Raw genomic sequence first — 15532 nt, forward strand, 5'->3', positions numbered from 1 at the left:
TCATGGGCGGGACGAACGTTGAATGGGCGGGACGCAGGACGTTTGGTCGGCTGTCACAATGAAATAATGTATCTTTTATAAAAGATACATTTTAGTGCAGATAGGTAACGGTGGCCCCATGAGTGAGCGTCCGGATGTACCTCAAGGTGACAGTGGCGCATCTGTGCGAGAATTGTTCGTCAGCCGTCAGAAGTGTAAGAAAACGATGTCAGATGAGGACCCGCGCACCGCCTCGCGCTACGCCACGATCCGTGAAGTGTTACGCAACGCCATCCTCACGGGTGCGGTCGCCAATGGACTGGTACTGCTTGAAGCACCATTGGCTGAACTGTTCGGCACCAGCCGCGTGCCAGTGCGCAAGGCGCTTAACCTGCTGCACGACGAAGGGCTGATCAGCCGGTTCGATGGACGCGGTTATCTGGTCAATCCCGAGGGCGGCGTGGTCGAACCCTTGCGTCTGAGCCTGAGCCACAAGCAGTTCGGGCTGGACAGCAGCGAAGAGCTGGTCGACACACGCCCGCTGGGTGAGCGCATCCATGACGAGATCGGTGCGGCGCTCTCGGCGTGTATCGCTTTCGGTCATTACCGCTTGGACGAACAGAGCGCGGCCGAGCATTTCGGGGTCAGCCGGGCTGTGGTGCGTGAAGCGCTGATGAGGCTGCGTGATCGCGGGCTGGTGGAAAAGGAACCCTACTCCCAATGGCTGGCCGGCCCCCTGACGGCGCGTGAAGTGACCGACGATTATGAGCTGCGTGCCTGCCTGGAACCCGAAGCCTTGCGCCAGACCGGGCCGCACCTGAGTCGCGAACGCCTGGAAAGTATGCTGGCCAGAGTCATCGCGGCGCAAAACACTGAAAGCTGCAGCCTGGAACAGATCGAGCAACTGGAAGAAGACCTGCATCAGCAGTGTCTGGCGGGACTGCAGAATCGCAAGATTGCCACCCTGATCAGCCAGGCGCAGAGCCCGATGATCATCAACCGGATCTTCTATCGGCTGCTGGATATCGGCGCGGATGAAGCCATGCTCGCCGAACACCGAATGATTCTCGAACTGCTGCTGCACGGCGCCTTCGACGCCGCCGCGCTGAACCTCAAGGAACACCTGCACCGCGCCAGACAACGCATGCTACAGCGCTTGAAGGTGTTGTCGGTGCTGCCGGAACAGGAAGTGCCGGGGTATCTGACACGGTTGAGCTGATCAGCGGCCATTCCGAAAGGTGACTTGAGCCATGCGCCTGGCTCACTGAATCAGCAGTCTGTGCCATGTGTGACGCGGAGCGTCACGGGATGCATGCCCACGCGGAGCGATGGGCACGATCAGTGTTGAGGCAGACTTGGGTATTACGCTGAGCGCGGAGCATAGGCACGACGGTGTGTTTGAGACCCTGATCGTTCCCACGCTCTGCGTGGTAACGCCGCCCAGGACGCTCCGCGTCCGCTCTCGAATGTGACGCTACTTGCGGATCACTTCCCCGCGCAATGCAGCAAGACGTGCGATGAAGCGGTTTTGCACGGGCACCGGGACTTTTTCGGTGTCCATGGCGGCGATCAGGTTTTCAACCAGTGCGTTGAAATCGCTCGGGCTGAGGTTCTGACCCTTGTGGGATTCAGCGAGGCTGTCGCCGTTGTAGGTGCATGGGCCATCGACTATCACGCAGAACTTGTCGACCAGCCGATCACGCAGCAGGACGATGTTGACCCGTTTGAAGCGCTCGACGATCCGGTCGTCCTTGGCGGCATTGAGCAGCATGCCTTCGACGATGCGCTGAATGCCGGCACGTTGGCCAAGATCCTGATAAAGGCTGTCATCCTTGACCTGCTGTTGAGCACAACCGACCATCAAGGCCAGCATCAGACACATCACCAAACGCCTCATCAGAAACTCCCCTGAACGGACAGATAGGTGCCGTTCTGGTTGTCCAGCGTGGCGATTTCACCCAGGCGGGCGTAGGCCAGCACGAAGGACAGATGCTTGTTGGGGAAGTAACCGAGGAACACGTCCGCCCAGTCGCTTTCGCCCGAGAACGACAGGTTGTCGGGTTTCTCGCGGTACTCCACGCCCATGGCCCAGCGCGGGTTAAACAACACCGCCACCGAGCCTTCCTTGAGCAGGCTGCGGCTGTCACGGCGATCACCGCCGAAACCCAGCAGACCGGTTTCGTTGGCGCGGCTATAGCGCACACCGCCGTTGACCACCACGTTGTAGCCGAACGCAGCCCCCATGAACAGACGGCTGGCGGTCAGATACCCCTCGACATCGGAATCGCGTTGCGCGCCGACCAGGCTCGGAATCAGAAAATCGTTCTGGTGCTTGTACTGCACGCCCAGCGACACCTGCGGCAGGCTGTCGTAGATCAGGTCACCGAACAGTCGTACCTTGACGCCAAACACGTCCTGGCTGAGGTTGTCATCCGGCAGGCTCAGCTTGTGCTGCAGCGGGCTGATATCGAAGCGCTGGTGCGCGTAGGACAGCTCTACACGGTTGCCATAGGCGACGGCAAGGCCCGCCACATCCAGGTTGTAATCCGGGAGATTGAGGTGCGTGGCAAACGCCGTCGCGCCCCACTCACCCTGCTCGCTGTAGCCGGTGATCACTGCCCACGGCGTAATGCCGCCGCCCGCACTGCCTTCAATGTTGCTGGCACCGCCGGTGGCAATCAGACGACCGTTGTCGGCCAGGGCGAGCGGCGTGGCCGCGCCCAGCAGGAAACCCAACAACAGCGATGCTTTGTAGGACATGGTTCAGTTCACCATCAGGCCTGGTAATTCACGGGTTTTCACGATCCAGGTCTCGAACGCGGCGGCGGTCAGCGGTCTGCTGATCAGGTAACCCTGCGCAGTATCGCAGTGCCAGCGACGCAGCAGGTCGAGGCTGTGCTGGTATTCCACGCCCTCGGCCACCACTTTGAGACCCAGGTTGTGGCTCATCTCGATGGTGGAACGCACGATCACTGCGTCTTCACTGGTCTCGTCCAGATCGCGCACGAATGACTGGTCGATTTTCAATTCCTGCACCGGCAGACGCTTGAGGTGCGCCAGCGACGAATAACCGGTACCGAAATCATCGATCGACAGGCTGATGCCGCAATCACGCAGCTTATGCAGCACCACCAGTGCTTTTTCCGGCTGGCTCATGATTGCGCTTTCGGTGATTTCGAACACCAGTTGCTCGGCAGGCACGCCGTACTGTTTGAGCAGCCCCAGAACAAATCCGGCCAGGTCATCGCCCAATAGGTCATCGGCAGAAATGTTCACCGACACTTGCAGCACCAGGCCCCGCTTGCGCCACTCGGCCAGTTGGCGCATGGCTTCTTCGATGACCCAGTTGGTCAGCAGATGAATGCTGCCGGTCCGCTCGGCGAGCACGATGAATTCAGCGGGCGAGACATTACCGAATTGCGGATGAGACCAGCGCAGCAAGGCTTCGGCCTGGCGCACCGTCCCCTGACGAATATCCAGTTTGGGCTGGTAATGCAGCATCAATTCGCCGTTCTGCGGCGCCTTGCGCAGATCACGAATCAGGCTTATCTGCCGCTGGTGCGCCAGATCGCGACCGTCCTGATAGATTTGCAGTCGGCCCGGCAGGAACGCGGCGTCCTTGCGGGCAATGGCCGCGCGGTTGACCAGCTCCTGAGCCGAATTGCCGTTTTCCGGGTAGACCGTGATGCCGATGCAGCACTCAAGCGCGATGTCGTGGTTGTCGATCCGCTGCGGCTCGCTGAGCAGTCGTTGCAGGGCGTCGCCTGTGGCCACCGCGCCATCGCTGGTGATCTGGTCAAGCAACAACAGGAATTCGTTGGCGGACAGCCGCGCGACGGTGTCACCAGCGCGCAATGTGCTTTGCAAGCGCTGGCCCACTTGAAGCAATAGTTGCTCGACACCTTCGGTGCCCGAGCTTTCGTTGATCGCGCTGAGGTTTTCAATGCTCAGGTACAAGAGGGCCACCGGCCGTTCGGCGGCAATGGCGCTGCCCAGTCGCTCCATGACCAGCGCCCGGTTGGGCAGACCCGTCAGGTTATCGTGCAGCGCGTTGTGTGCCAGCTGCCCTTCACGCACCGCAATACCGTGCTGCATCGTGTTGATGGCATTGGCCAGCATGCCTAGCTCATCGGTGCGGGCCATGTTGACCGGAGTCTCGTAATCGCCGTCACCGATCCGCTTGGCGGCGATGGCCAGCTCACGCACCGGCAGCGAAACGCTACGCGCCAGTGCCAGGGTGCCGATCAGTGAGGCCAGTAGCGCCGCCATGGAAATCCAGAAAATCTTCTCGTCCAGCGGCGCGAAAGCCTGCAGGGCTTTGTCCAGCGGGCTTTGCAGCAGAGCCAGAACCTGTCCATCGCCGCCATTGCCCGTATTCGCAAGCATCAGGGTCTGACTGAGGAAGTTCAGGTTGGACTGCTCGGTAACGCGCATCTGTCCGCCGGAGGAGCTGCGCATCAGTTCAATCAGACCGGCATGCAAGGCTTCGGGCTGAGTGCTGATCAGGCTGCCAGCCTTGCCGTTCTCAATGGTCAGAAACGACACTTCCAGACCGCTGAGCGAGCGCAGTTCTTCAGCGATGTCGCTGTCGATGGAAAATCCCATCACCACCCGGCCGATAGGCAGCGGCGCCAGCACGGTGCTCTCCACCAGCAGATGCGGCGTACCACCTCCCGGCACGATCAGCACCGACTGGCCGCTGCGTTTGGCGGTACGCAAGGCCTGGTCATAGACGAATTTTGAACCCTCGGGCACCTCGGACACGGTACTGGCGATCACCACACCGTCCATGCCCAGCAGAAACATGTCGCTCGCGTTGATACGCTTGCCGTGGTTGAGCAGCACCGAACGGATGGTCGATGAGTCGGAACTGGCGACCGCATCGCGGAACCCGAAGTCGGCAGACAGCAGTTGCACCGCATCGCGCAGGCGCTTGCCGCGCAAATCGATCAAGCGTTCGAAAACCCGGCTACCCACTTCCAGTTGGGCCTGAGCCTGGGTGCGCACCGCGTCACCGGTCGCCACCTTGACCGCCAGGTACACCGCGCAGACCACGATCAGCAACAGGGCGATCAAGACCCCGGCGATGCGCGCCTGGAAGCTGACTTTAAGATTCATTCATGGGCTGCCTTGTGGAAAGCGTCACCAAAGCCGCCTGTCGCCGGTTTGCTGGGCTTGTCGTCGGCGACGGTTGGCACGACGGGCAGCGTAAAGCGCTGGGTGAGGCCTGCGGCGGGAATGTCGAATTCGCCACCTGACACTGGCTGCATGTCTTCGATCTGCGGATGCCAGAGCGTGGCCTGATAGTGGCCTGTCGGCATCTGATCGAGTTTGAGCTGACCATTGCTGTCGGTTACCCCGAACCAGGGGTCGTCGGTGACATAGATGTAGCCGACCATCCAGTCATGGATGTTGCAGCCCAGCACCACCACACCCGGCTTGTCGAACAGCAGCGGCTCTGATGGCGTGCCTTCGTAAAGACGCAGTTCGAAGCGCTTGGCCGGAGAAAAGGAGTACACCTGATGGCGGATGTTGTCGCTGTTGGGAAACTTCACCTGCGTGCTGGTATGAACTGCCAGAACGTGGGGCGCGAATTCCTGATCGCGCTGGTCCATGGACGCCTTGAGCACTGCTGGCGTTGCACTCGGCGGCCCCTTGAGCGTCACGACGGCATCGGCCAGAGGCTTGCCCTGCTTGTCGAGCATTTGGGCCGTGAAGGTCGCGGCCGAAGCATTGGCAGCGGACATCATCCACAGGCCCGCCAGCAATGCTGAGATAAATACGTTGGTCATAACCGAGTCAACCCGCAACGGCAGCGCCGTAAAAAATAAACCAGCCCTGGCGACAACTGAAAGGTCCCGGCGATGCCCGAAACCAAAGGTTTTATCGCCACTATTCAGACTATCGACCAAAGCCATTGAAACCTGAGGATGCCCGCCCCATCTAAGAGCCATGTTCAACTTCTCAGGTGCCCCATGAGCGACCAGCAGACAGACTCGCCAGATTTGCCGAATGATGCAGCCGAGCACGACGTGTCGCTGAGTTCCGACAGCACCTCGCTTGCCCTTCCCGGCCAGAACCTGCCGGACAAGGTTTACATCATCCCGATCCATAACCGCCCGTTCTTCCCGGCTCAGGTCCTGCCGGTCATCGTCAATGAAGAGCCCTGGGCCGAGACTCTCGAGCTGGTCAGCAAGTCCGAGCATCACTCCCTGGCGCTGTTTTTCATGGACACGCCGCAGGAAGATCCACGCCACTTCGATACCAATGCGCTGCCCGAGTATGGCACTTTGGTAAAAGTTCACCACGCCAGCCGTGAAAATGGACGTTTACAGTTTGTGGCGCAGGGCCTGAGCCGTGTGCGGATCCGCACCTGGCTCAAACATCATCGCCCGCCGTATCTGGTGGAAGTCGAGTACCCGCAGCAGCCGAACGAGCCGACCGATGAGGTCAAGGCCTACGGCATGGCCCTGATCAACGCGATCAAGGAACTGCTGCCGCTCAACCCGCTGTACAGCGAAGAGCTGAAAAATTATCTGAACCGCTTCAGTCCGAACGATCCATCGCCGCTCACCGACTTCGCTGCGGCGCTGACCTCGGCGACAGGCGTTGAGCTGCAACAGGTACTCGACTGCGTGCCGATGCTCAAGCGCATGGAAAAAGTCCTGCCGATGCTGCGCAAGGAAGTTGAAGTCGCCCGATTGCAGAAAGAAATCTCCGCCGAGGTCAATCGCAAGATTGGCGAACACCAGCGTCAGTTCTTTCTCAAGGAACAGCTCAAGGTCATCCAGCAGGAACTGGGCCTGAGCAAGGACGACCGCAGCGCCGATATCGAGCAGTTCGAGCAGCGTCTGGAAGGCAAGACCCTGACGCCTCAGGCACGCAAGAAGATCGACGAGGAAATCGGCAAGCTCAAGGTGCTGGAAACCGGCTCGCCGGAATACGCCGTGACCCGCAACTACCTGGACTGGGCCAGCTCCCTGCCGTGGGGCGTGTACGGCGCAGACAAGCTGGACCTCAAGCATGCGCGCAAGGTGCTCGATCAGCACCACGCCGGACTGGATGACATCAAGGCCCGGATTCTCGAATTCCTCGCTGTTGGTGCTTACAAAGGCGAAATCAGTGGTTCGATCGTTCTGCTGGTCGGCCCGCCCGGTGTGGGCAAGACCAGCGTCGGACGCTCGATTGCCGAGTCGCTGGGGCGTCCGTTCTATCGCCTGAGCGTCGGCGGCATGCGCGACGAAGCGGAGATCAAGGGTCATCGCCGCACCTACATCGGCGCCCAGCCCGGCAAGCTGGTGCAGGCGCTAAAGGATGTAGAGGTAATGAACCCGGTCATCATGCTCGATGAAATCGACAAGATGGGTCAGAGCTATCAGGGCGACCCAGCGTCTGCCCTGCTGGAAACCCTGGACCCGGAACAGAACGTCGAATTCCTCGACCACTATCTGGACCTGCGTCTGGACCTGTCCAAGGTTCTGTTTGTCTGCACCGCCAACACCCTGGATTCGATCCCCGGCCCGCTGCTGGACCGGATGGAAGTGATACGCCTGTCCGGCTACATCACCGAAGAAAAACTCGCCATCGCCAAGCGCCATCTGTGGCCCAAGCAACTGGCCAAGGCCGGCGTTGCCAAGAACAAGCTGACCATCAGCGACAGCGCACTGCGCGCCGTGATCGAAGGCTATGCCCGCGAGGCCGGTGTGCGGCATCTGGAAAAGCAGCTCGGCAAGCTGGTGCGCAAGGCGGTCGTCAAACTGCTGGACGCGCCCGATTCGATCATCAAGATCGGGCCGAAGGATCTGGAAGCGTCGCTGGGCATGCCGGTGTTCCGCAGCGAGCAGGTCTTGTCAGGCACAGGCGTCATCACCGGCCTGGCCTGGACCAGCATGGGCGGCGCTACGCTGCCGATCGAAGCAACGCGTATCCACACACTGAACCGCGGCTTCAAGCTGACCGGTCAGTTGGGTGACGTGATGAAAGAGTCGGCGGAAATTGCTTACAGCTACGTCAGCTCCAATCTGTCGAAGTTTGGCGGCGACGCGAAGTTCTTCGATGAAGCCTTCGTGCATTTGCACGTGCCGGAAGGTGCTACGCCGAAGGATGGACCGAGCGCGGGCGTGACCATGGCCAGCGCCCTGCTGTCCCTGGCTCGCAACCAGCCGCCGAAAAAAGGCGTGGCCATGACGGGTGAACTGACCCTGACCGGGCATGTGCTGCCAATTGGTGGAGTTCGGGAGAAAGTCATCGCGGCGCGCCGTCAGAAGATCAACGAACTGATCCTGCCGGAGCCCAACCGTGGCAACTTCGAGGAATTGCCTGACTACCTGAAGGAAGGCCTGACCGTGCACTTCGCCAAACGCTTTGCCGACGTGGCGAAAGTGTTGTTCTAAGGCATGCAGCCTTCGTTCCGCGTCATGCCTACAGGCGGACGCGGAGCGTCCTGAGCTGTGTTACCACGCGCGTGGGAACAATCGGACTGTATATGACATGGAGCATGGCTCTTGTGCGCATCGACACCTCCGGCTCCCCTCCAAAACCCTGATCGGTTATCCTCCAGCATCGTCTTGCAAAACCGGACCTTGCCATGACCCCTGCCCGTCTCATTGCGCCCTTGAGCCTTGCCCTGTTGAGTGCCTGCGCACAAACCCCGAAAAACATCGTTTCCATTGATAGCCAGAGTGATTGTCCATTGAGCCTCAAGGCCGGACAGACGCTGATTCTGACCCTGCCCAGCAATCCAACGACCGGCTTTCGCTGGCTGACCCAGAACCCCGCACAGGACATCCTGCGCAGCCTGGGGCCTGAGGTGTATGCCAATGGCGGCAACAAGGAGATGATCGGCAGCGGCGGCGAGTCGGTCTGGCGGTTCAAAGCCACTCAGCCGGGCAGCGGACGCCTGCTGATGGTCTATCAGCAACCCTGGGCACCGGAAGTACCAGCCGAGCAGACCTTCGATTGTTCGATCAAGGTGAACTGAGGCCTTTTCAACAGTCCGCGCGGCGGCTCATCCGGGAAGCTGCGCCAGACCATGCATCCCGGCGACAACTTGGCTAGAATGCCCGCCTTTCAAAGCCTTCGCCGGAATCGCCGTGAGCAAAGAACCCGACCGCCTATTCGCCCAGCCCCTGGCCCAGGTGCCTGACTTCGCCTTCAACGAAGACGTGGTGCGGGTGTTCCCGGACATGATCAAGCGCTCGGTGCCCGGTTACCCGACCATTGTCGAGAACCTTGGCGTGCTTGCGGCGCAGTTCGCCCAGCCTGATACCGTTCTTTACGACCTGGGCAGTTCGCTGGGAGCCGTCACTCAGGCCCTGCGCCGCCATGTGCGCAACGAAGGGTGCCGCGTCATCGCCATCGACAACTCGGCCGCCATGGTCGAACGCTGCCGCGAATACCTGAATGCCCAGAATTCGATGTTTCAGGAGCTGTTGCCGGTTGAGGTCATCGAGGGTGACATTCTGGCCCTGACGTTCCAGCCCGCCTCAGTGGTGGCCCTTAACTTCACGCTGCAATTCATCGCGCCCGAACAGCGTCTGGAGTTGTTGAGCCGTATCCGCCATTCGCTGGTGCCGGGCGGTGCGTTGATCCTCTCGGAAAAGCTGCGCTTCGATGATGATCAGGAGCACGCGCTGCTGACCGATCTGCACATTGCCTTCAAGCGCGCCAACGGCTACAGCGATCTGGAGATTGCCCAGAAGCGCAGCGCCATCGAGAACGTCATGAAACCCGACAGCCTCGAAGAACATCGCCAACGTCTGCTCGCCGCCGGTTTTTCCAAGGTGGTGCCGTGGTTCCAATGCCTTAACTTTGCCTCGTTGATTGCCCTGCCATGATTGATCTCGCTCCACTTGTCCGCCGTCTGGCACGTACTCCACTGGCCGAATGGGCCAACGGCCTGCAGGCCCAGCTCGATACCAAGATGACCAAAGGGCACGGCGACCTGCAGCGCTGGCAGAGTGCGCTGGACGCCCTGCCTGCACTGAAGCCGAGCCGTGTCGAACTGACCGACAGCTTCACGCTGGAAACCGAATGCGACGGCGAAACCCGCACTGTGCTGCGCAAAGCCTTGATGGGGCTTTCGCCGTGGCGCAAGGGGCCGTTCAACGTGTTCGGCGTGCACATCGATACCGAATGGCGCTCCGACTGGAAATGGTCGCGGGTATCGCCGCATCTGGACCTGAAAGGCAAACGCGTGCTGGATGTCGGCTGCGGCAACGGCTATTACCAGTGGCGCATGCTCGGTGCCGGGGCTGACTGCGTGATCGGCGTCGATCCAAACTGGCTATTCTTCTGTCAGTTCCAGGCCATGCAACGCTACCTGCCCGACCTGCCTGCCTGGCACCTGCCTTTTGCGCTGGAAGACCTGCCGGCCAATCTGGAAGGGTTCGACACGGTGTTTTCCATGGGCGTGCTGTACCACCGCAAATCGCCCATTGATCACTTGCTGGCGTTGAAAGACTGCCTGGTGAAAGGCGGCGAACTGGTCATGGAGACGCTGGTGATACCGGGCGACGTGCATCAGGTTCTGGTACCCGAGGATCGCTACGCACAAATGCGCAACGTCTGGTTCCTGCCCTCCGTGCCCGCACTGGAACTGTGGATGCGCCGCGCAGGCTTTACCGACGTGCGCTGCGTCGACGTGAGCCATACAACGGTCGAGGAACAACGCAGCACTGAGTGGATGCGTTTTCAGTCGCTGGGTGATTTCCTCGACCCGAGCGATCCGACCAGAACCGTCGAAGGCCTGCCCGCGCCGATGCGGGCCGTGATCGTGGGGCGCAAGCCTTAGGCTTTCAGCGCCGGATCAGACATTTCTAACCCGCAGCTGCTGAAGAAACACCCTTGTGGGAGGCGCCACCACGTCTTCGACGTAGCGCTGTCGCGCAGCAAACTTGGTGGGAGCGGACTTGTCCGCGAATGCAGTATTTCAGCCAGTGCATATGCGTCGGATGTACCGGCCTTTTCGCGGACAAGTCCGCTCCCACAAAATCCAGTTTCTTCAGTGGCTTACAGGTTGTTTGATAAGAGGCGGCTTGCCGCGCGACAGCGCTGCATCGAAGACCTGGTGGGGCCTCCCACAGCCCGTATGGAGATTGGCGCTGCCTATCGCGCAGCCGCGACGATCAGTGCTTTCATTTCGGCCACCGCAGCCTTGAAGCCCACGAACAGTGCATGCGCCACCAATGCATGGCCGATGTTCAGTTCGTTGATACCCTTGATCGCGGCAATCGGTTCGACGTTGTGATAGTGCAGGCCGTGACCGGCATTGACGATCAAACCCTGAGCCAGACCAAAGGTCACGCCGTCGGCGACCCGCTGCAACTCTTCAGCCACTTCGACAGGAGTTTGCGCATCGGCGTAGCGACCGGTGTGCAGTTCGATGGCGGGCGCACCGACACGCGCTGAAGCCGCAATCTGGCGCTCGTCAGCATCAATGAACAACGATACTTCACAGCCGATCTTCGACAGCCGCTCGACCGCTGCCTTGATGCGCGCTTCCTGACCCGCCACGTCCAGACCACCCTCGGTGGTCAATTCCTGACGCGTTTCCGGCACCAGACACACATGCGCCGGACGAATGCGCTCGGCAAACGCGAGCATCTCTTCGGTCACGCCCATTTCAAAGTTCATGCGAGTCTGCAACACGTCCTTGAGCAGCAGCACGTCGCGCTCCTGAATGTGCCGACGGTCTTCGCGCAGGTGGACCGTGATGCCATCGGCACCCGCCTCTTCCGCGTCCAGCGCGGCCTTGATCGGATCCGGGTAACGCGTGCCGCGTGCCTGGCGCAAAGTAGCCACGTGATCGATGTTCACGCCGAGAAGGATGCGGGTGCTTTGAGTCACGGGAGGTCTCCTGAAAGTTGATCGAAGCAGGCCGCAGAGCATAAAGCCTGATTACGGCTTGCGAAACAGTTCACGGCTGACTAATGGACGACCGCCCAGGTGCACGGCGAGTGCCTGACGCATCAGACGCTTGGCGGCAGACAACGCACCCGGCGCGCTCCAGTCGGCTTCGGCCATGGCCAGCAGCTCGACGCCCTGAAACAGACCGGGCTGCAACAGCCAGACCCGTTCCAGCCCGGCGTCGACCTGCAGACGGTACATGCCGTCTGCGGCCAGAGGTTCACCGTTGATATCGGTATCCAGTGCAAAACCGTAGCCAAGATCGTCCAGCAGACGCCATTCGAATGAGCGAAGCAAGGGCTCGAGCGCCCGTCCTTCGGCAAGGGCGATCAGCGTGGCGGCATAGTGTTCGAATACGGCAGGATGCGGATCTTCGGCAGGCAGCAGACGAATCAGCAATTCATTGAGGTACATGCCACTAAACAGCGCCTCGCCCGTCATCCAGGTCGCGACACCGGCGCTTTCCATACGGCCGACGTTCTTCAGCTCGCCGCGCCCGCGAAACTCGACTTCAAGTGGCACGAAGGGGCGTGCCAGCGAACCGGCCTTGCCCTTGGCGCTGCGCAGTACGGCACGCAAGCGGCCCTGAGGCGTGAGGAAATCGACCAACGCGCTGTTTTCACGGTACGCACGGCTGTGCAGCACAAAAGCAGGTTGGCCGGTTGGCGTGCTCATCGGGCGGGCTCGAAAAGGAAAATGTTCACCCGGCCAATGGCCGGGTGAAAAGACAACCTAGAGGTCGCCGTAGCCCAGCGAGCGCAGTGCGCGCTCGTCGTCGGACCAGCCACCCTTGACCTTGACCCAGAGGTTGAGCATCACCTTGGAGTCGAACAGCAGCTCCATGTCGCGACGGGCATCGCTGCCGATGCGTTTGATACGCTCGCCCTTGTCGCCAATGATGATCTTCTTCTGACCGTCGCGTTCGACGAGGATCAGCGCATGGATGTGCAGGGTGCGACCCTGCTGCTTGAACTCTTCGATTTCGACGGTGATCTGGTACGGAAGCTCGGCACCCAGCTGGCGCATGATCTTCTCGCGAACCAGTTCGGCGGCCAGGAAGCGACTGCTGCGGTCGGTGATCTGGTCTTCCGGGAAGAAGTGATCATTTTCCGGCAGGTGGGAGGCGATCAGGCCTTCCAGTGCCTCAAGGTTGTGACCGTGCTGCGCAGAGATCGGCACAATGGACGCATTCGGCAGCTGGCCTTGCAGCCATTCCAGATGCGGCATCAGATCGCTCTTGTCTTCGATGCGGTCGGTCTTGTTGATCGCCAGAATGACCGGACCCTGAACGTATTGAACACGCTCCAGCACCATCTGGTCTTCGTCGGTCCAGCGCGTGCGGTCGACAACGAAGATCACCACATCGACGTCTTTCAACGCAGCCGAAGCGGTCTTGTTCATGTAGCGGTTCAGCGCTTTCTCGCCGTTCTTGTGCATGCCCGGGGTATCGACGTAGATCGCCTGCACGGCGCCCTCGGTCTTGATGCCCAGCATGTTGTGACGGGTGGTCTGCGGCTTGCGCGAAGTGATCGCCAGCTTCTGACCGAGAATGTGATTGAGCAGCGTGGACTTGCCTACGTTAGGGCGGCCGACGATGGCAACATAGCCACAGCGTGTTGCAGTTGTATCAGTCATGACCGTTCTCCACGCCAAGGGCAATGAGTGCTGCAGCTGCGGCTACCTGTTCGGCAATCCGGCGGCTGACACCCTGACCTCGACTCTTTTCATTCAATAAGGTGATTTCGCATTCGACGAAGAACGTCCGGCAATGCGGCTCACCCTGGATGTCCACAACTTCGTAACGTGGCAGATCACAGGCCCGGGACTGCAGAAATTCCTGCAGACGGGTTTTCGGGTCCTTGTTGGTGTCTACCAGCGTCAGGCTGTCGAACTCGGTCGTCAACCACGCCAGTACGCGCTCACGCGCAGCGTCCATGCCTGCATCGAGATAGATCGCACCGATCAGCGCTTCGAGGGCATCGGCCAGAATCGATTCACGACGGAATCCGCCGCTCTTCAATTCGCCGGATCCCAGACGCAGGTATTCACCCAGATCAAAACCGCGTGCCAGCAACGCCAGCGTCTCGCCTTTCACCAGCCGTGCGCGCAGACGCGACAACTGGCCTTCACGGGCCTGAGGAAAGCGCTCGAACAGCGCCTCACCGGCCACGAAGTTGAGAATGGCATCACCGAGGAATTCCAGACGCTCGTTGTTACGACCGGCAAAACTGCGGTGGGTCAGGGCCAGGACCATCAGTTCCTGATCCTTGAAGGTGTAGCCGAGCTGACGCTCAAGGCGGCTCAAGGATACGCTCACGGTCTGCCCACGCTCAGTTGCTTGTCGAACTTGATGACCACGTCGATGTTCTGGATCAATGGCTCACGCTGTTCATAGTTCAAATGAGCGTTGAACGCATTGTTCTCCACCGTTACTTTTAAAGCCTTGTTCAAATCTATATCCCGGATGCTGTTGAGCTGCATGCTCTTTTCGACATAACTGTAAAATTCGCTGACCGTGGTGATATCCAGGCCTTTGTTGGTCTCGACCGCTTCGATGATTTTCGTCATCGACATGTAGTCGAGATAATGGGGAACGATCTTCATCGCCGTGCTCACCGCAAATGCGACGAGCGCCAGCGTCAGCAACCATCCGACCCACGACATACCTTTTTGAGAAGCAGGGAACGTCATGTTCACTGTTGACCCTCCTGGGTGCGCTGCCAGCGGCAGGCCAAAACGTTCCCAAATGACATACGGCGCTGCTCAGGCAGCGCCGCATGGATTATTTGATCAGACCTACCCGTGAAAAATTGGGGAAGTGACTCAGTTTCGGCTCGGGCCAGCTCATCCAGACAGCAAACGCCTTGCCGACGATGTTCTTGTCCGGAACCATGCCCAGCTCGTCCTTGGGAATGTTGGGGTCATCCCAGTAACGGCTGTCGTTGGAGTTGTCCCGGTTGTCGCCCATCATGAAGTAATGCGCGGCAGGCACGGTCCACTCGGTGTCAGGCGGCGCACGGTAGCGGCTCATCTCCTGACGGATCTGGTGCTCGACGGTGCCCAGTTGCTCTTCGTACAGTTCGGCACTGCCCAGTGTTCCGGGCTCGGTGCCGATCAGTTTCTTGGCAACCAGTTCGCCGTTCACGAACAGGCGCTTGTCACTGGTGTAACGAATGCGGTCGCCCGGCAAGCCGATGACACGCTTGATGTAGTTGACGCTCGGGTCGCTCGGATAGCGAAAGACCATCACATCGCCACGCTGCGGATCACCGATCTGAATCACCTTCTGGTCCAGCACGGGCAAACGAATGCCGTAGGAGAACTTGTTGACCAGAATGAAATCACCCACGTCCAGTGTCGGCTTCATGGAGCCCGACGGAATCTGGAAGGGTTCGACCAGAAACGAGCGCAGGACCAGGACGATGAACAGGACCGGAAAGAACGACTTGCCGTATTCAACCAGCAAGGGTTCCTTGTCCAGTCGCTCGACGACAGCAATGTCAGGCTCTGCGACGCTGCCCTGATAATTGGCGATGGCCACCCGGCGACGAGGCGCCAGGAACACCAGGTCAATCAGTGCAAGCACGCCACAGACGAAGACAGCGATGACCAACAACAGCGGGAAATTTAGTGACATAGGACCTGA

General features: G+C 60.0%; 15 protein-coding genes. 5 read left to right on the plus strand and 10 right to left on the minus strand.

What is annotated here, in order from left to right; translation table 11 throughout:
• Positions 1 to 205 precede the first annotated feature (205 nt).
• Complete coding sequence (locus AC0IXS_RS08235; protein WP_057410097.1) at positions 206 to 1198, plus strand: GntR family transcriptional regulator; 993 nt, start codon at positions 206 to 208, stop codon at positions 1196 to 1198.
• A 255-nt stretch (positions 1199 to 1453) separates the two neighbouring features.
• On the opposite strand, the gene AC0IXS_RS08240 is transcribed toward AC0IXS_RS08235, so the two are convergent.
• From AC0IXS_RS08240 to AC0IXS_RS08255, 4 genes are read right to left on the minus strand one after another with little or no spacing between them, the layout of a single operon-like run.
• A complete protein-coding gene (locus AC0IXS_RS08240; protein ID WP_004881815.1) occupies positions 1454 to 1876 on the minus strand; it encodes a group I truncated hemoglobin in 423 nt (140 codons plus the stop codon).
• A complete protein-coding gene (locus AC0IXS_RS08245) occupies positions 1876 to 2739 on the minus strand; it encodes a DUF3034 family protein (RefSeq protein WP_471824340.1) in 864 nt (287 codons plus the stop codon). The genes AC0IXS_RS08240 and AC0IXS_RS08245 overlap by 1 nt, the downstream gene beginning before the upstream one ends.
• Positions 2740 to 2742: 3 nt before the next feature.
• Positions 2743 to 5097 carry a bifunctional diguanylate cyclase/phosphodiesterase gene (locus AC0IXS_RS08250; RefSeq protein ID WP_122669142.1) on the minus strand — a complete coding sequence of 785 codons (2355 nt, stop codon included), beginning with the start codon at positions 5095 to 5097 and terminating at the stop codon, positions 2743 to 2745.
• Positions 5094 to 5771: a methylamine utilization protein gene (locus AC0IXS_RS08255; protein ID WP_025996861.1), complete on the minus strand. Its 678-nt coding sequence runs from the start codon at positions 5769 to 5771 to the stop codon at positions 5094 to 5096. The genes AC0IXS_RS08250 and AC0IXS_RS08255 overlap by 4 nt, the downstream gene beginning before the upstream one ends.
• Before the next feature lie 183 nt (positions 5772 to 5954).
• On the opposite strand from AC0IXS_RS08255, the gene lon reads away from it, so the two are divergent.
• The 4 genes from lon to cmoB all read left to right on the plus strand — a co-directional run bounded on the left by lon (position 5955) and on the right by cmoB (position 10771).
• A complete protein-coding gene (lon, locus tag AC0IXS_RS08260) occupies positions 5955 to 8372 on the plus strand; it encodes an endopeptidase La (protein ID WP_004881807.1) in 2418 nt (805 codons plus the stop codon).
• Between the two features lie 194 nt (positions 8373 to 8566).
• Positions 8567 to 8959, plus strand: coding sequence for a protease inhibitor I42 family protein (locus AC0IXS_RS08265; protein ID WP_057410670.1), 393 nt, complete (start codon positions 8567 to 8569; stop codon positions 8957 to 8959).
• A gap of 112 nt (positions 8960 to 9071) precedes the next feature.
• Complete coding sequence (gene cmoA / locus AC0IXS_RS08270; RefSeq protein WP_004881795.1) at positions 9072 to 9815, plus strand: carboxy-S-adenosyl-L-methionine synthase CmoA; 744 nt, start codon at positions 9072 to 9074, stop codon at positions 9813 to 9815.
• Positions 9812 to 10771 (plus strand): tRNA 5-methoxyuridine(34)/uridine 5-oxyacetic acid(34) synthase CmoB, encoded by a 960-nt coding sequence (gene cmoB / locus AC0IXS_RS08275; protein WP_122677379.1) that lies wholly within the window; start codon positions 9812 to 9814, stop codon positions 10769 to 10771. Before cmoA ends, cmoB begins: the two co-directional genes overlap by 4 nt.
• Before the next feature lie 314 nt (positions 10772 to 11085).
• On the opposite strand, the gene pdxJ is transcribed toward cmoB, so the two are convergent.
• The 6 genes from pdxJ to lepB all read right to left on the minus strand — a co-directional run bounded on the left by pdxJ (position 11086) and on the right by lepB (position 15523).
• Positions 11086 to 11826, minus strand: coding sequence for a pyridoxine 5'-phosphate synthase (gene pdxJ, locus AC0IXS_RS08280; protein ID WP_320471195.1), 741 nt, complete (start codon positions 11824 to 11826; stop codon positions 11086 to 11088).
• Between the two features lie 51 nt (positions 11827 to 11877).
• Positions 11878 to 12561: a DNA repair protein RecO gene (gene recO, locus AC0IXS_RS08285; protein ID WP_029243180.1), complete on the minus strand. Its 684-nt coding sequence runs from the start codon at positions 12559 to 12561 to the stop codon at positions 11878 to 11880.
• 57 nt (positions 12562 to 12618) lie between these two features.
• Entirely contained in the window at positions 12619 to 13521 is a 903-nt protein-coding gene (gene era / locus AC0IXS_RS08290; RefSeq protein ID WP_004881778.1) for a GTPase Era, read from the minus strand.
• Complete coding sequence (gene rnc / locus AC0IXS_RS08295) at positions 13514 to 14203, minus strand: ribonuclease III (protein WP_004881776.1); 690 nt, start codon at positions 14201 to 14203, stop codon at positions 13514 to 13516. Before rnc ends, era begins: the two co-directional genes overlap by 8 nt.
• The gene (locus AC0IXS_RS08300; RefSeq protein ID WP_057410680.1) at positions 14200 to 14577 is read right to left on the minus strand and encodes a DUF4845 domain-containing protein; all 378 of its coding nucleotides are present in this window, start codon (positions 14575 to 14577) and stop codon (positions 14200 to 14202) included. The genes rnc and AC0IXS_RS08300 overlap by 4 nt, the downstream gene beginning before the upstream one ends.
• Before the next feature lie 91 nt (positions 14578 to 14668).
• Positions 14669 to 15523, minus strand: coding sequence for a signal peptidase I (gene lepB, locus AC0IXS_RS08305; protein WP_004881773.1), 855 nt, complete (start codon positions 15521 to 15523; stop codon positions 14669 to 14671).
• Positions 15524 to 15532 lie beyond the last annotated feature (9 nt).

It is taken from the genome of Pseudomonas sp. AC016 (genome assembly GCF_979253365.1).